Source organism: Umezawaea sp. (genome assembly GCF_036375055.1).
In the GTDB taxonomy this organism is placed as follows: Bacteria; Actinomycetota; Actinomycetes; order Mycobacteriales; family Pseudonocardiaceae; genus Umezawaea.
In genome coordinates this window covers 87,504-109,764 of record NZ_DASUSQ010000070.1, presented here as the reverse complement: position 1 = coordinate 109,764, position 22,261 = coordinate 87,504, and the positions used below count along the sequence as shown (strand labels likewise).

The window sequence follows — 22,261 nt, the reverse complement described above, 5'->3', positions numbered from 1 at the left end:
GGCATGCTTGCGGCGTGTTCGGTCAAGAGGGGTGCGGACTTCGGCTCGAATGGGGCGGGGAGGGCGTCGCCGCCCTGGGCGGGCTGTGCGCGGTGCTCGTCGTGGTGGACGTGCTGTCGTTCACGACGTCGGTCGACGTGGCCGTCGGCCGGGGCGCCGCCGTGAAGCCCGTGCGCTGGCTGGACCGGGCCTCGGCCGCCCCGGCCTCGAACCCGGCGTGGACGCTGCGCCCCTCCTCCCTCGACACCGTTCCCGCTGGTGAGCTGCTGGAACTCCCCTCCCCGAACGGCGCGACCCTGTGCGAGCTGGCGAGCGGCACCGGCGCCGCCGTGCTCGCGGGTTGTCTCCGCAACGCCGACGCCGTGGCCCTCGCCGCCCTGGAGATCGCCGACGGCGGACCCATCGGGGTGATCCCGGCGGGCGAGCGGTGGGGCATCGACGTCAACACGACCGGGGCGGAGCAGTTCTTCGGTCCGCTCCGGCCGTGCGTCGAGGACTTCATGGGGGCGGGCGCGATCCTGTCCGCGCTGCTGGAGCACGCGCCAGTGCGGGCGTCGGTGGAGGCCAGGGTGGCGGCCGACGCGTACCGGGGCACGGGGGCGCGGGTGGCGGAGGTGGTCGCCGGGTGCGTGTCGGGGCGCGAGCTGATCGGGGCCGGTCACGCGGGGGACGTGGAGGTGGCGACGCGGGTGAACGTCAGCGGGGCGGCTCCCCGTCTGGTGGACGGGGTGCTGCGGGGCTGACGCCTACCGCTGGATGGACTTGACCTCGCAGAACTCGTCGAGGCCGAAGCGGCCGAACTCGCGGCCGTTGCCGGACTGGCGGTAGCCGCCGAAGGGCGCGCTGGTGTTGAACGCGCCGCCGTTGACGTCGACCTGCCCGGCGCGCAGTCGCTTCGCGACGGCCAGCGCGCGATCGGTGTCGGCGGAGAACACGGCGCCCGCGAGGCCGTAGACGGTGGAGTTGGCGATGCGGACGGCGTCGTCGGTACCGGTGTACGGCATGATCGACAGGACCGGGCCGAAGATCTCCTCCTGGGCGATGGTCATGTCGGTCGTGACACCGCCGAACACGGTCGGCGCGACGTAGAAGCCCTGCTCCAGCGGGGCGTCCGGGCCGCCGTGGGCGAGCGTGGCACCCTCCTCGACACCCTTGCGGATGTAGCCGACGACGCGGTCGCGCTGGGCGGCGGACACGGCGGGGCCGATGCGGGTCGCGGGGTCGGACGGGTCGGCGGAGCGGTACTTCGACGCCGCGGCGACGGCCAGTTCCAGCGCCTCGTCGTGGCGGTCCGCGGGCACCAGGAGCCTGGTCCACGCGCTGCACGCCTGACCGTTGTTCATGAACGCGTTGGCGACGCCGATCTTCACCGCGCGGCCGAGGTCGGCGTCGTCCAGGACGACGCAGGCGGACTTGCCGCCCAGTTCGAGGGCGACCCTCTTCACGGTCTCGGCGGCCAGCGCCGACACGCGGCGCCCCGCCCTCGTGGACCCGGTGAACGACACCATGTCCACGTCGGGGTGGCTGACGAGCGCCTCGCCGACGACCGGGCCGGTGCCGTGGACCAGGCCGAACACGCCGGACGGCACACCGGCCGCCGCGACGATCGAGGCCAGCAGGTCGGCGGTCATCGGGGCCAGCTCGCTGGGCTTGAGCACGACGGTGTTGCCCGCGGCCAGCGCGGGGACGACCTTGGCGACCATCTGCTGGAGCGGGAAGTTCCACGGCGTGATGGCGGCGACGGCGCCGATCGGCTCGCGCAGCACCAGCGAGTTGCCGATCTCCTCGCCGTCGAAGTAGCCCTGCTCCAGCACGTCGGCGATGCCGTTCGCGATGCCGACGGGGTTCGGGACCTGCACCTTCGTGGCGAACGTGAGGGGCGTGCCCATCTCGGCCGTCATGGTGGCCGCCAGTTCGCCGGTGCGCTCGACCAGGCCTTCGGCGATCCGCCGGACCACCCCCACCCGCTCGTCCACGGACGTGGCCGACCAGGAGGGGAACGCCGCGACGGCGGCGGCGACAGCGGCGTCGACGTCGGCGGGGGTGCCCGCGACGACCGTGCCGATCACCGCTCCGGTGGCGGGGTTGACGACCTCGATGTCCATGAACCCACTCCCTGTGACACCAGAAACGCGGAACGCCCCCAGGGTGTCACATCCGGGGGCGTTCCGCGTCAGAGGGCTCAGGAGAAGTCGAGACCACCCGTCCGGGTGCGCTTGAGCTCGAAGAAGTACGGGAAGCTCGCCAGCGCGCGAGCGCCGTCGAAGATCGTGCCCGCGTCCTCGCCCCTCGGGATCTTGCTCAGGACGGGCCCGAAGAACGCGACGCCGTCGATGTGGATCGTCGGCGTGCCGACGTCCATGCCCACCGGGTCCATGCCGCGGTGGTGACTGGCCTTGAGCTCCTCGTCGTACTCGGTCGACGTGGCCGCCTCGGCCAGCTCGGCGGGCAGACCGGCCTCGTCGAGCGCCGCCTTGATGGCGCCCTCGTAGTCCTTCTCGCCGTTGTTGTGGATCCGCGTGCCCAGCGCGGTGTACAGCGGCAGCAGGACCTCGTTGCCGTGCGCCTTCTCGGCGGCGATGGCCACGCGCACCGGGCCCCACGCCTTGTCGAGGAGTTCGCGGTACTCGGCGGGCAGGTCGCGGCCTTCGTTGAGGACGGCGAGGCTCATCACGCGGAAGCTCAGGTCGATGTCGCGGACCTTCTCCACCTCGAGGATCCACCGGGACGAGATCCACGCGAACGGACACACTGGGTCGAAGTAGAAGTCGACCTTCGCCTTGGCCTCTGACGACATGCGGTGAGCCCCATTCTGTTCACGTTGTGTGCGGGCGCCGGGTACGGGACGCCCCGAACAGAGCAACAACGCCCGGTCGACAGGTCTTCCCGATCCTGGAGTCCACTTCCGGCCGCGTCACGTGATTGGATGCGGATGTCGTGTTCACGGACATGACGACTTCCCATTCCGACGACGTCGGTGTCGAGCACGGGGACGCCGGCAGACGAGGTGACCAGTGGCGGCACCCAACCTCACTCGCGACCAGGCCCAGCAGCGCGCGGCGCTGCTGGAAGTCGACTCCTACCGGATCGAGCTGGATCTCACGGACGGCGGAGGCAAGCCGGGCTCGGAGACGTTCCGCTCGACGTCCACGGTCGCGTTCCGCAGCCTGAACGCGGGGGCGTCGACCTGGATCGACATCGTGGCCGCCACCGTGCACCGGGCCGTGCTCAACGGCGTGGAGCTGGACGTCTCCGGCTACCGCGAGGAGGACGGCCTGCCGCTCGCGGACCTCGCGGAGGTCAACGAGCTGACCGTCGAGGCCGACTGCCGGTACATGAACACCGGCGAGGGCCTGCACCGGTTCGTCGACCCGGTCGACGGCGGCGTGTACCTCTACTCCCAGTTCGAGACGGCCGACGCCAAGCGGATGTTCGCCTGCTTCGACCAGCCCGACCTGAAGTCCGTCTACGACATCACGGTGACGGCGCCCTCGGACTGGAAGGTCATCTCCAACTCGGCGATCGAGTCCACTGAGGACGCTCCCGGCGGTGCGGACAAGCACCGCTTCGGGACCACGAAGCCGATGTCGACCTACCTGGTCGCACTGGTCGCGGGCCCGTACGCGGAGTGGCGCGACGAGTTCACCGACGGTGACTTCACCATCCCCCTCGGCCTGTACTGCCGCGCGTCGCTCGCGCCGCACATGGACCACGAGCGCCTGTTCACCGAGACCAAGCAGGGTTTCGGCTTCTACCACGAGGCCTTCGGCGTCAAGTACCCGTTCGGCAAGTACGACCAGTGCTTCGTGCCGGAGTTCAACGCGGGCGCGATGGAGAACGCGGGCTGCGTGACGTTCCTGGAGGACTACGTCTTCCGGAGCCGGGTCACCCGCTACCTCTACGAGCGCCGGTCCGAGACCGTGCTGCACGAGATGGCGCACATGTGGTTCGGCGACCTGGTCACCATGCGCTGGTGGGACGACCTGTGGCTGAACGAGTCCTTCGCGACCTGGGCGTCGGTGCTCGCGCAGGCCGAGGCCACCGAGTACAAGCACGCGTGGACCACGTTCGCGAAGATCGAGAAGTCCTGGGCGTACCGGCAGGACCAGCTCCCCTCGACGCACCCCGTCGCGGCGGACATCCCGGACCTCCAGGCGGTCGAGGTCAACTTCGACGGCATCACCTACGCCAAGGGCGCCTCGGTGCTCAAGCAGCTCGTGGCGTACGTGGGCCTGGAGAACTTCCTGGCGGGCCTGCGGGTCTACTTCGCCAAGCACGCGTGGGGCAACGCCACCCTGGCCGACCTGCTCGGCGCGCTGGAGGAGGCCTCCAGCCGCGACCTGTCGTGGTGGAGCGCGCAGTGGCTGGAGACGACGGGCCTGAACCCGTTGCGCCCCAAGTTCTCCGTGGACACCAACGGCAACTTCACCGACTTCGCCGTGCTCCAGAACGGTGCCCGGCCGGGCGCGGGTGAACTGCGCACGCACCGGATCGCGGTCGGCGTGTACGACGACGACGGCAGCGGCAAGCTCGTCCGCACGCAGCGGATCGAGCTGGACGTCACCGGTGAGCGCACCGAGGTGCCCGAGCTGGTCGGCCGGTCGCGCGGCAAGCTCGTGCTGGTCAACGACGACGACCTCACCTACTGCACGATGCGGCTCGACCCGGACTCGCTCACCACGCTGGTCGACCGGATCGCCGACATCGCCGAGCCGCTGCCGCGCACGCTGTGCTGGTCCGCGGTCTGGGAGATGACCCGCGAGGCGGAGCTGAAGGCCCGCGACTTCGTGAACCTGGTCCTGGGCGGACTGCACGCCGAGACCGAGGTGGGCGTCGTGCAGCGCCTGCTGCTCCAGGCCCAGACTGCGCTCTCGTCCTACGCCGACGCCTCGTGGCGCGACGAGGGCTGGCGCCGCTTCACCACCAAGACCCTCGAACTGGTGCGCGCGGCCGAAGCAGGCTCCGACCACCAGCTCGCGTTCGCCAACGCCCTGGCGGGTTCCGTGCTGGACGACGAGGCACTGGCGGTCGTGCGCGGGTGGTACGACGGCACCGACGTGCTGGAGGGCTTGGAGGTCGACACCGACCTGCGCTGGCGACTGCTCCAGGCGCTCACCGCACACGGCGCGGCGGGTCTGGAGGAGATCCAGGCGGAGGAGGAACGCGACCCCACCGCGACGGGCCGCCGCCGCGCGGAGTCCGCACGCGCCCTCCGCCCGACGACCGACGCCAAGGACGAGGCGTGGGACCGCGCGGTCAACGACGACGACATCCCCAACGCCGTCAGCGAGGCCATCATCGCGGGCATCTCGCACCCGTCGCAGAAAGAACTGCTGGCCCCGTACATGGAGCGCTACTTCGCCGACGTCAGCAGCGTGTGGGACCGCCGTTCCAGCGAACGCGCCCAATCAATGGTCATCGGCCTCTACCCGGCTTGGTCGATCACCCCGGAAACCGTGAAGGCATCAGACGACTGGCTGGCCTCAGCAGACCACCCACCAGCACTGCGCAGGCTCGTCTCAGAGGGCAGGGCAGGCATCGTCAGGGCCCTGGCAGCACAAGAATTCGACAGGTCCTAGCACAACAGGAAGGGGCGGGAACACAAAGTTCCCGCCCCTCAGCAAGAACAAGGGCGAGACAGGGCCTTCCCTGAACAACGGCCGATTTTACTCGGGGGATTTGCCCCTTGCCCTGGTGGATCGGGCGGGTGGTCACCACCTGCCCTTGAGCCCGATCACAGGGGCACATCGAGGGGTCCCCGAGTCACATCGGCCGCCCCGCTGGGGCCGACAGCCACCCGATCCGACGGGACCGGCAGCCACTCCCCGGAGGACCGGCAGCCCTCAAGCACACGAACACCAAAGGCCGCACCCCACCACGAGCGGAGCACGGCCTTCGACGAATCCGGGGATCACACCCGAGGAGCGGATCCAGCCTGATCGGTGAGCATCCGCAGGCCGCCAACCAGGCCACCCGCGATGTCACCCTCCTTGAACGAAGCCACCATGCTCATCACGGCGAGCTTCGCCCCGCGGTCGGAGATGCGCCGGCGCGATTCCTCACCGGTGACGACCTCCACGACCCGCTGCCCAGGCGACACGGCGATCAGCACCGCGTGGGGCGCACGCGCGCCGACGCTGGCGTGCATCGCCTCGGCCGTCGCGCGGGTGTCGCCCGCCAGCTCACCCAGGTACACGCTGAAGTCCAGCCCGGTCTCCCGGCTGGAGAGCGTCAGCGCCTCGTCCAGGCTGGCCAGCTGGCTCGGCGTGAAGGGCAGGGAGGGCGCGTGCGGCTCGTACATGCGCGCGACCGACAGCCTGCCGCTGTTGGTGATCACCTCGCCGACGGCGAGGTCGGACGGGTCTACCTGCGGGCGCTGGGCGACTTCACCAGTTGCCACGGGCACCTCCCCTGGCGGTGCGCGCGGGCACGCCGTCGCCGGCCTCGCCCGCGTCGGGCGTCTGGTGGGTCGAGCTGACCCCGGCCGGGTTCCCGCTCCACCACACCGGTGCGTAGCCCCACTCCTGCCCAGGGCGGTACCGGGTGATGCGGGTGGCCTTAGGCCTCAGCGTCAGTAGCGTGATCACGCCGTAGATGGCCAGCGGGATCAGCGCGAAGACGAGCACGGTCTCCACGATGGTCACGGCGGCTACGGTAACCGATCGCCCACGTGGCGGCGCCCTCAGGTGCGCATGAGCGGGCGCGCGAGGACCACGGCGGTGATCACGGTGGTCGCGCCCGCCACCAGGTAGACCACGCCGAGGGACGTCGAGGCGGCCAGCGGACCGGCGAGGCCCGCCCCCGTCGGCGCCAGCCCCCAGGCCAGGACGCGGTACGCGCTGGTGACCCGTCCCATGAGCGGCGCGGGGGTCAGGCGCTGCCTGCGGGTGGCCGACAGGACGTTCCAGCCCGCCGACGCGGCGCCGAACAGGAGCACGGCCACCAGCCCGGCCGCCAGGTGCGGCACGGCGCCGTACAGGGCGAACGCGCCGCCCAGCAGCACCAGCGCGCCGACCATGACCCGGCCCGCGCCGAGCCGGGCGGCGAGGACGGGGCTGATCCGGGCGCCGGCGAGGGCGCCGAGCGCGATCACCACCACCAGCCAGGGCACGGCCGACGGCGCCAGGCCGAGTTCGGTGATCGCGTACAGGGCGAACATCGCGTTCACCGCGGACGCGCAGATCGCCGTCACGGCCACCGCGACCACGAGCACGCGCAGCTCGGGCGACCGCAGCAGGAAGCCCGCGCCCTCGGCGAGCTGGGTGCGCAGCCGGGCGCGCGGCGGCCGGTCCGGCGCGACCCGCGGCAGCCGGAGCACGAAGCAGGCGGCGACGACGAACGTGAGGGCGTCCAGCGCGAAGCAGGCCGCGGGCTGCCACCAGAACAGGGCGCTCGCGGCGAGCGGTCCGACCAGGTCCATGCCGACCGTCTCGACGGTCACGAACCGCCCGTTGGCCCGCTCCAGGTCGTCGGGGCCCGCGAGTTCCACCAGCAGCACCTGGGACGCCGTGTCGGCGAACGTCTCGGCGCTGGTGAGCAGGAACGCGAACGCGCACAGCAGCACCACCCCGGCCCGGTCGGCGAACACCGCGGCGGCGAGCAGGGCCGTCACGACGGCGCGGAACACGTGCGCCGCGGCCACGACGGCGCGCGGCGGCCAGCGGTCGACCAGGACGCCCGCGGGCAGCGCCACCAGCAGCCACGGCAGCGCCGTCGCGACGGCCACCGCGGAGGCCGCGAGCGGGCTCCGGGTGCTGATCGCGGTGTAGAGCGGCAGCGCGACGGTGCGCACGCCGTCGCCGACCAACGACGTCGCCCACGCCCCCGTCAGCCGACGGAAGGCCGGTGTGCGCACCCCCGTGGTGCCCAACGGGTGGACCACCGGCACGACCTCGCTTCAACCGTCGACGACGAGGGAACCCAGGTGACGTTACGCACCGTGTCCAGACGGTGACAATTGCCGCAACGGAGGACGTTCGTGCGGGTCAACGGCTGCGTCCGGACGGTCTCCGACCGTCCGGCGGCGGACTGCGGCCGGTTTGGCGTCTTGTCTCCGAGCCACTCGGCTTCTAGCTTTTCACCTATACGGGTCTTGCATTTCCTCTATCGAGGGCAATCCGAGCTTCAACGAGTCCAGGAGGACACAACATGTACATGATCCCCGCTGTCCAGAGCACTGCCGTCACCCTTTCGAAGTACGGCCAGGTAGCGCAGAGCGTTACCACTGTTCAGCGGCGCGATCAGGCGTCCGCGTCCGTTCGGATCACCTGCGAGGACTCCGTTCGGATCACGGCGCGCGACTCCGTTCGGATCACGGCGGCCGCGGACTCGGTCCGGATCACCGCGAAGAGCGGCTCCGTGCGCATCACGGCCCTCGATTCGGTCCGGATCACCGCGAAGACCGGTTCCGTGCGCATCACCGCGCGCGACTCCGTTCGGATCACCTCGGAGGACTCGGTCCGCACCACCGCCCGCGACTCCGTCCGCATCACCGGCGAGGCGGACTCCGTGCGCATCACCGCGCACGACGACTCGGTGCGCATCACGGCACGTGACTCGGTGCGGATCACGGCGCGCGACTCGGTCCGGATCACCGCGACCGACTCGGTGCGCATCACGGCGCACGACGACTCCGTGCGCATCACGGCACGCCAGGACGAGCTCGCGCCGGCGGCCTAGGGGTGGACCGCCCGCGACGAGCTCGTCAGCCGACTAGGCGGCGGGCTCCCCGAGGTAGGGCAACCACAGCGGGTCGGCCTCGGTGACCCCGGCGAGCAGCCTCCAGTGCGGCCCCCTCGGCGCGTTCGGCACGACGCGGAGCCGCCACCCCAGTTCGGACAGCAGCTTGTCCGCCTTGCGGTGGTTGCACTTCGCGCAGCACGCGACGCAGTTCTGCCAGGTGTGGGGCCCACCGCGGCTGCGGGGGACGACGTGGTCGATCGTCTCGGCCCGGCCACCGCAGTACGCGCACCGGAAGCGGTCCCGGTGCATCAACCCGGCCCGTGTCAGCGGAACGCGCCCCCGGTAGGGGACGCGTACGTAGGTGCTGAGCCGGATCACGGAGGGCACTATGACCTCGGCGGACGAGGAGTGGACCATGGAACCCGCGGGGTCCCCGTGGACGACCTCGGCCTTGCCGCAGACGACGAGCACGACCGCGCGTCGCAGGGACAGCGCGGTCAGGGGCTCGAACGTGGCGTTGAGCAGGAGCACTTTTCTTCTACCCCAGGGGAACACGACCGGCGCGTGACCGGTACCCTCCCCATTGCGGTCCCCGTCCGTCACGGAGCGGACAATGGCCTGTTTTTGGCCAGGAGGGACCCTCGGCGCTACCCCGACCGTGGTCAGGGCGCCGATCGGGGTCGGTTGTCGGTCTGGCACGCGACCACCTCCACCGGTACAGCCATAGCAGACCACAGATCACCCCCAAAAGGCACGTGTGCGAGCCCACCCGAGATCGAAATGTGGGTGAACTCGGGCCTATCGGGGATGGTTGTCATACCCACGCTACGCTGGCGCGGGTGACTGAGGTTCCCCCCGCAGCTCTGCCTGCGACGATGACCTATCCCTCGGCCGAACGGCTCGACCTCGTCGAGGACCTGCACGGCTACCCGGTGGCGGATCCGTACCGCTGGCTGGAGGACCCCGCCGACCCCCGCACAGCAGAGTGGTCTGGATCACAGGACGCACTCGCGCGGTCGTGGCTCGACGCCCTGCCGGGGCGCGAGGCGCTCGGCGACCGGCTCCGGGACCTCATGCGGACCGGATCGGTGTCGACCCCGGTGTGGCGCGCGGGGAGGGCCTTCTTCACCCGCCGCGACCCCGGCCAGGACCACCCGGTCGTGCGCCTGCGCGAGGCCGACGGCACCGAGCGCGTGCTGCTGGACGTGAACGAGCTGGACCCGTCCGGCGCGACGACGCTGGACGCGTGGTCGCCGAGCGCCGAGGGCGGGCTGCTGGCCTACCAGGTCTCCGTCGGCGGCGACGAGCGGTCGGTGCTCTTCGTGGTCGACGTCGACTCCGGCGAGCGGGTCGAGGGCCCGATCGACCGCTGCCGCTACTCCCCCGTCGGCTGGCTGCCCGGCGGCGAGGAGTTCTACTACGTGCGGCAGCTCGACCCGGCCGACCTGCCGGAGGACGAGCGGCTGTTCCACCGGAGGGTGTGGCGGCACCGCGTGGGCTCCGACCCGGCGACGGACGTCCTCGTGCACGGCGACGGGCTCGACCACACCTACTTCTACGGGCTGAAGGTCTCGCCCTGCGGCCGGTGGCTGGTCGTCAACGGCGCCCCCGGCTCGGTGCGGCGCGACTCGGTCTGGATCGCGGACCTGCACGGCGACCGGGTGCTGAACCAGGTCGTCGACGTCGAGGCGGGCGCCCAGTGCACCGCGTGGGTGGCCCGCGACGGCAGGCTCTACCTGCACACCTCGCTGGACGCGCCCCGGTTCCGGCTGTGCGCGACCGACCCCGCGACGCCGACGCCCGAGCACTGGGTCGACGTGGTGCCCGAGCAGGAGGACTCGGTGCTCGACGGCGCGAGGTGGCTGGACGACGCGCTGGTCGTGCTGCGCACCCGGCACGCGGTGTCCGAGCTGCACCTGCACGACCCGGTGACCGGCGAGCACCTCCGCGAGGTCCCGCTGCCGGGCACCGGCTCCGTGCACGGGCTGTCCATTGTGGACGACGAGCGCGGCGACGACGTGTGGTTCGGGTACTCGGACTTCACCACCCCGCTGTCGGTGTTCCGCCACTCGCTGTCACGGGGCGTGACCGAGCTGCACGCGGCGGCGCCGGGCGCCGTCGAGCTGCCGGACGTGACGACGCAGCAGCTGGAGTACACCTCCGCGGACGGCACGACCGTTCGGATGTTCGTGGTCTCCGCCGAACGGACGCCGGACCACCCCCGTCCGACGCTGCTGTCCGGCTACGGCGGGTTCGCGGTCGGTCGCGGCCCCGGCTACTCCGCCACGACGCTGGCCTGGGTCGAGGCGGGTGGGGTGTGGGTGCACGCGTCGCTGCGCGGCGGCGACGAGGAGGGCGAGCGGTGGCACCGGGCCGGGATGCGCGAGCACAAGCAGAACGTGTTCGACGACTTCCACGCCGCGGCGGAGCGGCTCGTCCGCGACGGGTGGACCACGCCGCAGCAGCTGGCGATCATGGGCGGCTCGAACGGGGGCCTGCTCGTCGGGGCCGCGCTGACCCAGCGCCCGGAGCTGTACGCGGCCGTCGTGTGTTCGGCCCCACTGCTGGACATGCTGCGCTACGAGAACTTCCTGCTCGGGCGGCTGTGGGCCGAGGAGTACGGCACGGCCGCGGAGCCGGAGGAGTTCACGTGGCTCTTGTCCTACTCCCCGTACCACCGGGTACGCCCGGAAGTTGAGTACCCTTCGGTGCTGTTCACGGTCTTCGAGTCGGACAGCCGAGTGGATCCCAACCACGCCCGCAAGATGTGCGCCGCACTTCAGCACGCGACCACGTCCGACCCGGCGAAGCACCCGGTGCTGATCCGCCGCGAGACCGAGGTCGGTCACGCGGGTCGCTCGGTGAGCCGCGCGGCGGGGCTGGCCGTGGACCAGTTGACCTTCCTCGCCCACGCGACGGGCCTGGACTTGTAGGAGGAAAGCGTTCGTGCAGGGACTCGATGACGCCAAGCAGGCGCTCGCCATCGACTGGTGGGTGGAGAACGGGCCGAAGCTCGCCCAGGCAGGACTGCGCATCGCGCTGATCGTGCTGATCGCGATCGTGGTCCGCTGGCTCCTGCGCAGGCTGATCGACCGGTTGACCAAGGGCGGCAACGCGGAGCGCAAGCCCTCGCTGCTGCGACCGCTGCGGGAACGGGCGCCGCAGGCCCTGGGAGCGCTGGTCTCGGAACGCCGCGACCAGCGCGCCAAGACCATCGGCTCGGTGCTCAAGTCCGTGACGACCATCGGCGTCTTCGGGATCGCGTTCATCCAGGTGCTCACCGAGCTGGGCATGAACGTGGCCCCGATCCTGACGTCCGCGGGCATCCTCGGCGTGGCGATCGGTTTCGGCGCGCAGAACCTGGTCAAGGACTTCCTGTCCGGCATGTTCATGATGCTGGAGGACCAGTACGGCGTCGGCGACGTCGTGGACCTCGGCCCCGCGACCGGCACCGTCGAGGCGGTCGGCCTGCGGATCACCACGATCCGCGACGGGAACGGCACCGTCTGGTACGTCCGCAACGGCGAGATCCTGCGCGTCGGCAACTCCAGCCAGGGCTTCGCGGTCGCCGTCGTCGACCTCCCCCTGGCCTACGGCGCGAACCTGGCCGAGGCCAGCGAGGTGCTGGAGAAGGTCTCGCTGGAGGCGACCGAGGCGGAGCCGCTGTCCAAGGACGTCATCGACAAGCCGCAGGTGCTCGGTGTGGAGAAGGTCACCGCCGAGGGGATCACCATGCGCGTCACCGTGAAGGTGCGCCCCGGCCGCCAGTGGTCGGTGCAGCGGGCGCTGCGCGCGAAGCTCATGCCCGCGCTGGAGAACTCGGGTGTGACGACGGTCAAGGACGACTCGGGTGTGACCACCGCGAAATCCTGATCGCGCCACGACATCCGCCCCCCCGACGCGCGCGGGGGCGGGTGCGTGAGTCAGGATGGACGGGTGGCCACTCCGGAGAACTTCTACGAAGCGGTGGGCGGGTACGACACCTTCCACCGGATCGTCGCGCGCTTCTACCAGGAAGTGGCCACCGACGAAGTGCTCCGGCCGCTCTACCCCGAGGAGGACCTCGGTCCCGCGGAGGAGCGCTTCCGGCTGTTCCTCATGCAGTACTGGGGCGGCCCGCACACGTACTCGGACACCAGAGGGCACCCGCGGCTGCGCATGCGGCACCAGCCGTTCAGCATCGGCCCGGTCGAACGCGACGCCTGGCTGCGCTGCATGAAGATCGCGGTGGACGAGGAGAACCTGTCCCCCGAGCACCGCGCGCAGCTCTGGGCCTACCTCGAGATGGCCGCGAACAGCCTGATGAACGCCTGGGTCTGATTCCCCGGCCCTCCCCGCTCGATCCCGTGAACCGGGACGAACCACGCCGCCCCGAATGGCAGGATGAACACTCGTGCGACGATCCTCCGACCTCCAACCAGAGATCGCCGACGAGTCCGCCTGGTGGCGTGACGCGGTCTTCTACCAGGTGTACGTGCGCTCGTTCGCCGACTCCAACAACGACGGCATCGGCGACCTGGAGGGCATCCGCTCCCGGCTGGGCTACCTGGAACTCCTCGGGGTCGACGCGCTGTGGCTCACGCCGTTCTACCGCTCGCCGATGGCCGACCACGGCTACGACGTGGCGGACCCCAGGGACGTCGACCCGATGTTCGGCGACCTGGCCGCGTTCGACGCGCTGGTCGCGGACGCGCACGCGCACAACATGCGGATCACCGTCGACCTGGTGCCGAACCACACCAGCGACCAGCACCCGTGGTTCCAGGCCGCGCTCAACTCGCCCCCCGGCAGCCACGAGCGGGCGCGGTACGTCTTCCGCGACGGCGGCGGCTACGACGGCTCGCAGCCGCCGAACAACTGGACCAGCCTCTTCGGCGGTCCGGCGTGGACCCGCGTCCGCGACGGCCAGTGGTTCCTGCACCTGTTCGCACCGGAGCAGCCCGACCTGAACTGGGACAACCCGGAGGTCCACGCCGACCTGGAGCAGACGCTCCGGTTCTGGCTCGACCGGGGTGTCGACGGCTTCCGGATCGACGTCGCGCACGGCATGGCGAAGCCGTACAACCTGCCGAACATGGACCCGAGGGTCCTGGGCACGTCCGGCGTGCTGCACGACGACGTCCGCGACCCGCGGTTCGACGACGACGGCGTGCACGAGATCCACCGGATGATCCGCAAGACGCTCGACGCGTACCCCGGCACGATGGCCGTCGGCGAGGTCTGGGTGACCGACGACGAGCGCTTCGCCCGCTACGTGCGGCCCGACGAACTGCACCTGGCGTTCAACTTCCGCCTGGTGGAGGCGGGTTTCGACGCCGACCAGGTCCGCTCCGCGATCGACCACTCCATCGGCGCGGTCTCCCCGTCCGGCACCCCGCCGACGTGGACGCTGTCCAACCACGACGTGGTGCGGCACGTGAGCCGCTACGGCGGCGGTCCGCTCGGCCTGAAGCGCGCGCGGGCGATGATCCTGGTCGAGCTGGCGCTGCCCGGTGTCGTCTACCTCTACAACGGCGAGGAACTGGGCCTGCCCAACGTCGAACTGCCCGAGTGGGCGTTGCAGGACCCGACGTGGGAGCGTTCCGGCCACACCGAGCGGGGCCGTGACGGCTGCCGCGTGCCGATCCCGTGGGAGGGCGGCGTCCCGCCGTTCGGCTTCTCGGAGAACGCGCACACGTGGCTGCCGGTGCCCAACGAGTGGCACGACCTGACCGCCGAGGCGCAGCTGGAAGACCCCGACTCGATGCTGTCGCTGTACCGGCACGCGCTGGAGCTGCGGAAGTCCCAGCCGGGCATCACCGGTGACGAGCTGGAGTGGTACGGCGCCCCTCCCGGCTGCTTCGCGTTCCGCCGCAAGGGCGGCGGGCTCATCTGCGCGCTCAACACGTCCGGTGCCTCGGTGCCGCTGCCGCCCGGCGAGATCCTGATCTCCAGCGGGCCCATGGACGGCGCGCAGCTGCCCCCGGACACCGCGGTGTGGCTGGTCTGAGGTGGAGGGGAGTCCCGGCGGGGCGGCGGTCCGTGAGCGCGAGGTCGCCGGGATGGTCGGCGCGGGGCTGCCCAACCGCGCCGTCGCCGACCGGCTGGTGCTGTCCGCGCGGACCGCGGAGACGCCCGTGCGGAACCTGCTGGCCACGCTCGGGCTGACCAACCGGACCCGGATCGCGGGCTGAGCGGCCCGGACGACCCGATCGTGGTCGTCGGGCCCGCCACCTCGCCGGAGGCGGGCGGGCTCCGGGTCGACTCGGCCGAGCTGCTGCCGACGAGGACTCGGCGCGGCTGGTTCTTCGCGCACCGGGTCGACCACACCGTCACGCGGGGTTGAGGACGTCCTGCGGCCGGGGTTCCCTCGGTTCGCGCGCCTCCCGGCTGCCGTGCCGCTCGAAGATCGACAGCGCTTCGGTCCACGCCCGGTCGGCCGCGGACCGGTCGTCGAGGGCGACCAGGACGGACGACAGGTCGCGCAGCGTGCGGGCCCGCCACACCGGCAGGCCCAGCGCGTCCCACCACTGGAGGGAGCGCTCCAGGTAGCGGTGGGCCACCTCCGGGCGTCCCGCCGCCTGCTCCAGCTCACCGAGCGTGCGCAGCAGCAGCGCCTGGCCGAAGCCGTCCTGCATGTCGTTGCACGTGGCCAGGCACTCCAGCAGGTCGCTGCGCACGGCGTCGCCGCGGCCCTGGCGGATGCGGACCTTCGCCAGGGCCTGCACGGCGTAGGCCGACATCAGCCGGTCACCGAGCCCGCGCAGCACGTCGACGGCCGCCTCGCAGCGCTGCGCGGCCTCGTCCAGGCGGCCGGCGGCGCGGAGCGCGATGCCGACCGACCGGAGCGCGATGGCCGTGCCGCGCCGGTCGTCGAACGAGCGGTAGGCGGCGAGGGTCCGCTCGCACGTCTCCAAGGCGCCGTCCAGGTCGCCCCGCTCGGTGAGCACGCGGCCGAGCTCGTGCTCGGCCTGGGCGACGGCGTGCGGCTCGTCCAGTTCGCGCAGCTCCAGCAGGGCGAGGCTCAGCGACTCGTGGGCCTTCGTCAGCTCGCCGCGTTCGCGGCGCACGGTGCTCAGCGCCAGCCGGGCCAGGGCCTGGCCGCGGGCGTCCGCGGTGTGCGCGTACGCCTCCAGCGCCTGCTCGAAGTAGCCCGAGGACTCGTCGAAGCGGTCCTGCTCGTAGCGCAACCAGCCGAGCCCCGACAGCAGCCGCGCCTCACCGGTGCGGTCACCGACCCGGCGGGCGGCGTCCAGCGCGGCCGAGTGGGTGCGCCACCACTGGCCGAACAGGTTGCGGACGGAGAACCGCGACGAGCACAGCGCCGCGGCCAGCCTGGTCGCGATGTCGGTGAGGTCCAGTTCGCTGATCCGCTCGACCACGCCGACCAGGTCGGACTGCTCGGCGTCGAACCACGCCTCGGGGTCGGCGAGCAGCTCGTCGGCCAGGTCGGCGTCCAGGTAGGGCGACGGGGACGGGACCCCGCGCTCGCCGAACTGGGCGTGCGGCATCCGCTGCCCGGCCGTCTCCACCAGCGTCAGCCACGCCTCGGCGGCACGGGTGCAGGCCGCGCGGACCTCGGCGCCCGACTCCTCGGCGTCTCCCCGCTCCCGCGCGAACGCCCTGGTCAGGTCGTGCACGTGGTAGCGCAGCGCGCCGCTGTCGTCGCTGGTCACGACGTCGAGGAGCTGGGCGTCGACCAGCCGCTCGACGACCTCCTCCCCCTCGTCCGGCGAGCAGTCGATCAGCGGGGCGACCAGCCAGCCGCCGAACGTCGACACGTCGAGCAGGCCGAGGCGGCGCAGCGCGGCGCGTTCCCGTTCGGCCAGTCCGCCGTAGCTCAGCGCCAGGCTGCCGCGCACCTCCAGGTCGCCCAGCGTCAGCTCCTGGAGCACCCGGCGCTGCACGCGCAGCCGGTCGGCCAGGCGCGCGAGCTTCCACTGCGGACGGGCGGCCAGGCGGGCACCGGCGATCCGCACGGCCAGCGGCAGCCGTCCGCACAGCCGCACGATGTCCTGCGCGGCCTCCGGCTCGGTGCTCGCGCGGCCACCGCCGATGACCCGGTCGAGCAGTTCGAACGCCTCGGCGTCGTCCAGGACGTCCAAGCCGAACTGGGCCGCACCGCCGAGCGCGCCGAGCCGTTCCCGGCTGGTCACGAGCACCGCGCAGGAGGGGCTGCCCGGCAGCAGCTGCCGGATCTGGCGTTCGTCGGCGGCGTCGTCGAGCACCACGAGCACCCGCCGGTCGGCCAGCAGGGTGCGGTAGAGCTGGGCGCGCTCGTCGAGTTCGGCGGGCACCGCCGAGTCGGCGACGCCGAGCGCCCGCAGGAACCCCGCCAGCACCTCGGCCGGGTCCGCGCGCACGGCCTGGACGCCGCGCAGGGTCGCGTAGAGCTGGCCGTCGGGGAAGTGCCCGCGCACGGCGTGGGCCACGTGCATGGCCAGCGTCGACTTGCCCGCGCCCGGCTTGCCGGAGATCGCGCACAGCCGCACGGCGGATCCCGTCGAGGACAGGTGCTCCGACAGCCGGGTGACCTCGTCCAGCCTGCCGGTGAAGTCGGCGATGTCGAACGGGAGCTGGCTGGGCCGCTGCGGCACGACGACCACCTCCACGGCGTCCGGCGGCGACGCGGGCGGTGGGGTCGGTTCGGCGTCGGAGCGCAGGACGCGGTCGTGCGTCGAGCGCAGCGCCTGGCCGGGCTCCAGGCCCAGCTCGTCCAGCAGGACCTGGCGGCCCTCGCGGTAGCAGGCCAGCGCCTCCGCCTGCCTGCCCGACTGGTGCAGCGCGAGCATGAGCTGGCTGCGCAGGCGTTCGCGCAGCGGGTGCGCGGCCACGGCGGCGCTCAGCTCCGGGACCAGCGCGGCTCCGCGGCCGATCGCCAGGTCGGCGTCCACGCGGTCCTCCAGCGCGGCCAGCCGCAGCTCCTCCAGCCGGGACCGCTCGCCCTCGGCCCACCGGCCCTGCGCACCACCGAGCGCCGGGCCGCGCCACACCGACAGCGCGGCGGTGAAGCGCGCGGCGGCCTCCTCCAGGTCGCCGTCGGCGAGGGCCTTGCGACCCGCGACGACCTCGGTGGTGAACACGTGCAGGTCGACCTGGTCCAGTTCGGCCGCGAGCAGGTAGCCGCCGCCGTTGCGCGAGAGCACGTCCGCTTCCTCGGCGAACGCGCGCCGCAGCGTCGACACGTAGGTGTAGACGGCGGCACGGGTCTGCTCGGGCGGCTCCTCGCCCCACACGGCGTCGACGAGCTGGTCCTGGGAGACGACCCGGCCCGCGTGCACGGCGAGCAGCGCCAGCAGCGTGCGCGGTTTGGGGCCGCCGACGGGCACCGCCGCACCGTCGACGTACGCCTCGATCGGTCCGAGGACCCGGAACTCCACGCGACTCCCCCCGCCACGCCGGACGCGCCCCCCGCGCGACTACGGCGGAGCCACCACGGTAGTCGAAACCGGGGATCGGCTCACACGAGCAGCGGCAGCATGGAGTGCCTGCGGCGCACGATCGCGCCGAAGCGCGCGTCGATCCGCAGCCACGAGTCCGTCGCGGTCACGCGCACCTCGTCCTCCTCGGTCGTGCCGAGGAAGCCCATGCCGGACAGCGCGAACAGGCACCGCAGCGGCACCTTCACGTCCAGGCCGGACCCGCTGACCGTGATCACCGTCTGGTCCAGCAGCGACGCGGGCGGCGTGCCGTGCGGGCCCGCGTTCTCCCGAGCCACCGCCACGCCCTCGTCCGCGAGCCCGGACACGACGCTGCCGGGCAGCCGGTCCACGGGCAGCCAGCCCGCCGTCGGCGGGAGCGCCGACCGCCACATCAGGTCCTTCGCCGGGCCGGGGTCGACCGTCGCGCTGCGCACCACGGCCAGCCCCATCAGCAGGTCGCTGCCCGACACCGTCACGTCCGACGGTTCGAGGCGGCCCGCGACCGTGCGCGTGGCCAGCGCGTCGAACGGGGTCGCCACCCACGCGTCCACCAGCCCGCTGTCACCGCGGTTGCGCAGCCGGACCACCGCCTGCGGCTCCAGCCGGACGGCGCGGGCCACGAACGCGCCGAGGTCGTCCCGCTCGGCGGGATCGGCCAGGATCAACTCAGGCACCGTTACCTCCGGCCCGCCAGCCCGCGAGGAAGTCGCGCTCGGCTTCGTCGAGACGCCGCGGCCGTGCGGCCGTCACGTTGTAGGGCACCATCAGCGTTTCCGCCTTCGTCACGACGACGCTGTCCTCACCGCGCTGGTTCCGCACGGTGTAGTCGAGCAGGAACGACGCCGACCGGAGTTCGCGAACCGACATCTCGACCACGATCTCGTCGCCGGTGAACACGATCGGCGTCAGGTAGTCCACCACGAGGCGGGCCACCACCATGCCGTGTGTCATGTCCGTCACGCCGTGCCGGGCGGCCTCGGTGAACAGCAGGTCGACCCGCGCCTCCTCCAGCAACGTCACCGTGTTGGCGTGGTTGACGTGGCCGAACGCGTCCATGTCCGACCATCGCGGCCGGACACCCGTGACGAACACACCCAACGGAACGCGCCTCCTGCAAGTCTGTGGATTTCCCCAGCCTAACGAGTGTCCTCGCCCAGCAACCGCCGGAGTTCCCGGCCCCGCCCTGGCTCGAACGGAGCGAGCACCAGTTCACCGCCGGAGCGCTTCCACGTCCCCACGACCCGCCCGTCGAGCACCACGTGCGGTGTGAGGAAACCCCCACCCGTCTGGATCCGGGGGGCGTACGCCGGGTCCAGCGCGAGCGACCGGTCCCGGTACCCGAGCAGGTAGGTGTCGGAGTGCCCGAGCAACGCCACCGCCCCGACGGGTTCAGCGGGCTCGGTACCGGGCAGGACGAACCCGAACCCGGTGTCCCGCAGCCCGTCGAGGTCGAGACCGCGGCAGTCGGCCGCCCGCAGCCCGCTCCAGGTGACGAAGTCCTCGACGGTGGCCGGACCGTAGGCACCGAGGTAGCGGTGGAACAGTTCGGTGACACCACGCGGATCCTCGCCGTCGTCGGGCGCGAGCAGCCAGTACCGGTCGTCCAGCCCCCGCTGGACCACCCCGGAGAGGCAGGCGAACGCCAACAGGTGCGCGGGCGCCTGCCCCCCTGGGTCCACCACGACCCCGACCTCGGCCAGCGCCCGAACGACACCAGCACGATCCCGCGGTTCCTGGAGGACCTCCCGCAACGCCCCCAACGCGCGACGGCACAACTCGTCGTCCAACCCCGACCGAGCCCGCCGACGAGCACCAGCGGCAACAGAACGCGGTCCGACCACTCCCAGGACCCACCGCACATCAGCGGCGTGGAGCAGGTGCAACGTGCCCCGAAAAGCCCACGTGCGCACCCCTTCGACACCCAACCCGCGATTTCCGGCGGCAACACCGAGGGCACGGACGTCCTGAGCCTGCAACGCCACCACATCACGCAGACCACGAGCGGGAGAAACGAGCCTCTGCGCCCGCATCCGCACAGCGAGCACCTGCTCGACACTCATGGCAAACCCCACGAACACCAACCTAACGCCACACCCGAGAAGGCCAGCACCACCCAACCCGGCACGAACCGCCGCCGGATTCGCTCGGGGATTTGCCCCTTTGTCGGCAAGGGCTTTCCACCTGCCCTTCCCAACCGGACAAAGGGACAGGTCGACGGGCCCGCGTCAAACCGGTCGCACCCCGGCGTCGGCGACCGAGCCGCTTTCCCTTGACCCCGCCCCAGGGTCAACCTGAACCCTGCGCACATGCCGACCCGAACCCTGGACGACTCAGCCCGCACCCTCGTCAATCTCGGCTTCGCCAGCGCGGAACTACGCGTGCGCACCCCTCGCACCAACCGGACCAGCACCGCCGGAACCCGCGAGCAGGACACGGGAACCCCACCCCCCGCCGACGGCCGGATCCGCATTGGCAGCAACACCAAGACCTTCACCGCCGCAGTCGTCCTCGACCTGGTCTCCGAGGGCGGGCTCGCCCTCGACACCCCGGTGGCCGACCACCTCCCCCGCTTCGCCCTGGACCGGCGGATCACCACCAGGATGCTGCTCCAGAACACCAGCGGCGTGTTCAACCACACCGGCGACCTCAACCGGGACGGCACCACCGCTCCTGGGCTCCCCTCAACGGGCCAGGAATGGGTGGACAACCGCTTCCACACCTACCACCCGGACGAACTGGTGCGGCTGTCCCTCTCCAAGCCACCGCGGTTCGCACCGGGCACGGACTGGAGCTACTCCAACACCAACTACACCCTGGCCGGCCTCCTGGTCGAGGACATCACCGGCCGCCCCTTCGCCGACGAGGTGCGCCGACGAATCCTGCACCCGCTGGGACTGCGGCACACGGAACTGCCCGGCGCCGACCCCGACATCGCCGAACCGCACTCCCACGGCTACTACCACTACCAGCACGCGGGCGAGTGGAAGACCGTCGACGTCACCCGCCAGAACACGTCCCTGTTCTTCGCCGCGGGCGACATGATCTCCACCACCCAGGACCTGTCCACGTTCTTCTCCGCCCTCTTGAGCGGAGCTCTCCTCCCGGCCCCGCTCCTGGCGGAGATGCGCACACCGCACCCGAAGATCGGCTACGGTCTCGGCCTGTTCGTGGAGGAGACGGACTGCGGCACCACCGTCCTCCGCCACAACGGCAGCACCATCGGCCACGGAGCGCTGATGTACAGCACCCCCGACGGCAGCACGACCCTGACCGCGGCGCTGACGTCCGGGGCCTCCGAGATCGACCTGGCGACGGCGTTCCCGCGGGCGTTGGCCTCGCTGGTCCACGACGTGTTCTGCCCCGACCAGGAAGTCGACCACCACGGATGACGGGACACCCGACCGGCGTCACGATCGGTCAGGCCGCGGCGTTCGCCGGTGTCACGGTGAAGGCCGTGCGGCACTACCACCGGCACGGCCTGCTGGACGAACCACCGCGCGACAGCTCCGGCTACCGCCGCTACGGATCGGCCGACCTGCTCCGCCTGGTGCAGGTCCGGACCCTGGCCGCCGCGGGCGCACCGCTGGCCGAGGTCGGGTCCATGCTCGACGCCGACACCGAGCGGTTCGCGACCGCCGTCGCCGACGTCGAGCAGCGCCTCACCGACCGCATCGCCGACCTGGTGGCCCGCCGCGACACGCTGCGGCGGCTCGCCGACGGCGACCGGCTCCTGCTCCCCGACCGCGCCCTCACGCTCCTGCGCAGGCTCACCGACCTGGGCTTCAGCCCCGACTACGTGGCCGGCCAGCGGGAGGCCCTGGTGCTGGCGAGGGCACTGGCGCCGGACCTGTTCGACCTGTTCCTGACCCAGCTCGACCACCGGCTCGACGATCCCGCGTTCGTCGAGCTGACCAAGCGCGCCTGGGACGCGCGGTCGTGGGCCCCGGACGACCCCCGGATCGACGAACTGGCCTCGGCCCTGTCCGCGGGCCTGCTGGCCAACCGGGAACTGCTGGAGGTACCGGCGGGCTTCCGGCTCCCACCGGACGCCGCCGCCCGCTACGGGCTGGTCAACCACCACAGCGAGGGCGTCGGAACGAGCTGGGCGCGCCTGAACGCGCTCGTCGAGGCCGATCTGCGCGCCGCGGGGATCCCCATCCCGCACCAGTGACCCAGCG

General features: G+C 71.9%; 21 protein-coding genes. 11 read left to right on the top strand and 10 right to left on the bottom strand.

Features of this window, described 5'->3' with window-relative positions; translation table 11 throughout:
- Window positions 1–14 precede the first annotated feature (14 nt).
- Window positions 15–743 carry a 2-phosphosulfolactate phosphatase gene (locus VFZ92_RS19410; RefSeq protein WP_330877376.1) on the top strand — a complete coding sequence of 243 codons (729 nt, stop codon included), beginning with the start codon at window positions 15–17 and terminating at the stop codon, window positions 741–743.
- A gap of 3 nt (window positions 744–746) precedes the next feature.
- Here VFZ92_RS19410 and VFZ92_RS19405 read toward each other — a convergent pair whose 3' ends face one another.
- Window positions 747–2,105, bottom strand: a complete 1,359-nt coding sequence (locus VFZ92_RS19405) for an aldehyde dehydrogenase family protein (RefSeq protein WP_330877375.1) — start codon at window positions 2,103–2,105, stop codon at window positions 747–749.
- Window positions 2,106–2,182: 77 nt separating this feature from the next.
- The gene (locus tag VFZ92_RS19400; protein ID WP_330877373.1) at window positions 2,183–2,797 is read right to left on the bottom strand and encodes a DsbA family protein; all 615 of its coding nucleotides are present in this window, start codon (window positions 2,795–2,797) and stop codon (window positions 2,183–2,185) included.
- A 217-nt stretch (window positions 2,798–3,014) separates the two neighbouring features.
- On the opposite strand from VFZ92_RS19400, the gene pepN reads away from it, so the two are divergent.
- The gene (gene pepN / locus VFZ92_RS19395; RefSeq protein WP_330877372.1) at window positions 3,015–5,579 is read left to right on the top strand and encodes an aminopeptidase N; all 2,565 of its coding nucleotides are present in this window, start codon (window positions 3,015–3,017) and stop codon (window positions 5,577–5,579) included.
- A 332-nt stretch (window positions 5,580–5,911) separates the two neighbouring features.
- Here pepN and VFZ92_RS19390 read toward each other — a convergent pair whose 3' ends face one another.
- The 3 genes from VFZ92_RS19390 to VFZ92_RS19380 are packed head-to-tail and all read right to left on the bottom strand — an operon-like array spanning window position 5,912 to window position 7,882.
- Window positions 5,912–6,400 (bottom strand): DUF5130 family protein, encoded by a 489-nt coding sequence (locus VFZ92_RS19390; RefSeq protein WP_330877371.1) that lies wholly within the window; start codon window positions 6,398–6,400, stop codon window positions 5,912–5,914.
- Window positions 6,387–6,644 carry a hypothetical protein gene (locus tag VFZ92_RS19385; RefSeq protein WP_330877370.1) on the bottom strand — a complete coding sequence of 86 codons (258 nt, stop codon included), beginning with the start codon at window positions 6,642–6,644 and terminating at the stop codon, window positions 6,387–6,389. The genes VFZ92_RS19390 and VFZ92_RS19385 overlap by 14 nt, the downstream gene beginning before the upstream one ends.
- Window positions 6,645–6,682: 38 nt before the next feature.
- A complete protein-coding gene (locus VFZ92_RS19380) occupies window positions 6,683–7,882 on the bottom strand; it encodes an MFS transporter (RefSeq protein WP_330877369.1) in 1,200 nt (399 codons plus the stop codon).
- Between the two features lie 266 nt (window positions 7,883–8,148).
- Here VFZ92_RS19380 and VFZ92_RS19375 point away from each other — a divergent pair, with 266 nt between their 5' ends.
- Window positions 8,149–8,679: a DUF2345 domain-containing protein gene (locus VFZ92_RS19375; RefSeq protein ID WP_330877368.1), complete on the top strand. Its 531-nt coding sequence runs from the start codon at window positions 8,149–8,151 to the stop codon at window positions 8,677–8,679.
- A gap of 33 nt (window positions 8,680–8,712) precedes the next feature.
- Here VFZ92_RS19375 and VFZ92_RS19370 read toward each other — a convergent pair whose 3' ends face one another.
- Window positions 8,713–9,381 carry an HNH endonuclease gene (locus VFZ92_RS19370; protein ID WP_330877367.1) on the bottom strand — a complete coding sequence of 223 codons (669 nt, stop codon included), beginning with the start codon at window positions 9,379–9,381 and terminating at the stop codon, window positions 8,713–8,715.
- A 176-nt stretch (window positions 9,382–9,557) separates the two neighbouring features.
- Here VFZ92_RS19370 and VFZ92_RS19365 point away from each other — a divergent pair, with 176 nt between their 5' ends.
- From VFZ92_RS19365 to VFZ92_RS19340, 6 genes are all read left to right on the top strand, one after another.
- A complete protein-coding gene (locus VFZ92_RS19365) occupies window positions 9,558–11,615 on the top strand; it encodes a prolyl oligopeptidase family serine peptidase (RefSeq protein WP_330877366.1) in 2,058 nt (685 codons plus the stop codon).
- Window positions 11,616–11,628: 13 nt separating this feature from the next.
- On the top strand, window positions 11,629–12,555 hold the full coding sequence (locus tag VFZ92_RS19360; protein WP_414719948.1) for a mechanosensitive ion channel family protein: 927 nt from the start codon (window positions 11,629–11,631) through the stop codon (window positions 12,553–12,555).
- A gap of 63 nt (window positions 12,556–12,618) precedes the next feature.
- Entirely contained in the window at window positions 12,619–13,002 is a 384-nt protein-coding gene (locus VFZ92_RS19355) for a globin (protein ID WP_330877365.1), read from the top strand.
- Between the two features lie 73 nt (window positions 13,003–13,075).
- Window positions 13,076–14,671: a glycoside hydrolase family 13 protein gene (locus VFZ92_RS19350; protein WP_330877364.1), complete on the top strand. Its 1,596-nt coding sequence runs from the start codon at window positions 13,076–13,078 to the stop codon at window positions 14,669–14,671.
- Between the two features lies 1 nt (window position 14,672).
- Window positions 14,673–14,855, top strand: coding sequence for a response regulator transcription factor (locus tag VFZ92_RS19345; RefSeq protein WP_330877363.1), 183 nt, complete (start codon window positions 14,673–14,675; stop codon window positions 14,853–14,855).
- Window positions 14,856–14,875: 20 nt separating this feature from the next.
- Window positions 14,876–15,007 carry a hypothetical protein gene (locus VFZ92_RS19340; protein ID WP_330877362.1) on the top strand — a complete coding sequence of 44 codons (132 nt, stop codon included), beginning with the start codon at window positions 14,876–14,878 and terminating at the stop codon, window positions 15,005–15,007.
- Here the strand turns inward: VFZ92_RS19340 and VFZ92_RS19335 are convergent.
- The 4 genes from VFZ92_RS19335 to VFZ92_RS19320 all read right to left on the bottom strand — a co-directional run bounded on the left by VFZ92_RS19335 (window position 14,994) and on the right by VFZ92_RS19320 (window position 20,113).
- A complete protein-coding gene (locus VFZ92_RS19335; RefSeq protein WP_330877361.1) occupies window positions 14,994–18,041 on the bottom strand; it encodes an AfsR/SARP family transcriptional regulator in 3,048 nt (1,015 codons plus the stop codon). The genes VFZ92_RS19340 and VFZ92_RS19335 overlap by 14 nt on opposite strands.
- Before the next feature lie 80 nt (window positions 18,042–18,121).
- Window positions 18,122–18,757, bottom strand: a complete 636-nt coding sequence (locus VFZ92_RS19330) for a hypothetical protein (RefSeq protein WP_330877360.1) — start codon at window positions 18,755–18,757, stop codon at window positions 18,122–18,124.
- Window positions 18,750–19,181 carry a thioesterase family protein gene (locus VFZ92_RS19325; RefSeq protein WP_330877359.1) on the bottom strand — a complete coding sequence of 144 codons (432 nt, stop codon included), beginning with the start codon at window positions 19,179–19,181 and terminating at the stop codon, window positions 18,750–18,752. Before VFZ92_RS19325 ends, VFZ92_RS19330 begins: the two co-directional genes overlap by 8 nt.
- 38 nt (window positions 19,182–19,219) lie before the next feature.
- Window positions 19,220–20,113, bottom strand: coding sequence for a DNA glycosylase AlkZ-like family protein (locus VFZ92_RS19320; RefSeq protein WP_330877389.1), 894 nt, complete (start codon window positions 20,111–20,113; stop codon window positions 19,220–19,222).
- A gap of 276 nt (window positions 20,114–20,389) precedes the next feature.
- On the opposite strand from VFZ92_RS19320, the gene VFZ92_RS19315 reads away from it, so the two are divergent.
- Together VFZ92_RS19315 and VFZ92_RS19310 are read left to right on the top strand one after the other, a co-directional pair.
- A complete protein-coding gene (locus VFZ92_RS19315) occupies window positions 20,390–21,472 on the top strand; it encodes a serine hydrolase domain-containing protein (protein WP_330877358.1) in 1,083 nt (360 codons plus the stop codon).
- Window positions 21,469–22,254, top strand: a complete 786-nt coding sequence (locus tag VFZ92_RS19310) for a MerR family transcriptional regulator (protein ID WP_330877357.1) — start codon at window positions 21,469–21,471, stop codon at window positions 22,252–22,254. The genes VFZ92_RS19315 and VFZ92_RS19310 overlap by 4 nt, the downstream gene beginning before the upstream one ends.
- Window positions 22,255–22,261 lie beyond the last annotated feature (7 nt).

Excerpts from the sequence above, each read along its gene's own strand:
- VFZ92_RS19310 (WP_330877357.1), top strand. The coding sequence starts at position 21,469 with ATGACGGGACACCCGACCGGCGTCACGATCGGTCAGGCCGCGGCGTTC.
- VFZ92_RS19375 (WP_330877368.1), top strand. The coding sequence starts at position 8,149 with ATGTACATGATCCCCGCTGTCCAGAGCACTGCCGTCACCCTTTCGAAG.
- VFZ92_RS19315 (WP_330877358.1), top strand. The coding sequence starts at position 20,390 with ATGCCGACCCGAACCCTGGACGACTCAGCCCGCACCCTCGTCAATCTC.
- VFZ92_RS19405 (WP_330877375.1), bottom strand. The coding sequence starts at position 2,105 with ATGGACATCGAGGTCGTCAACCCCGCCACCGGAGCGGTGATCGGCACG.
- VFZ92_RS19400 (WP_330877373.1), bottom strand. The coding sequence starts at position 2,797 with ATGTCGTCAGAGGCCAAGGCGAAGGTCGACTTCTACTTCGACCCAGTG.
- VFZ92_RS19365 (WP_330877366.1), top strand. The coding sequence starts at position 9,558 with ATGACCTATCCCTCGGCCGAACGGCTCGACCTCGTCGAGGACCTGCAC.
- VFZ92_RS19320 (WP_330877389.1), bottom strand. The coding sequence starts at position 20,113 with ATGCGGGCGCAGAGGCTCGTTTCTCCCGCTCGTGGTCTGCGTGATGTG.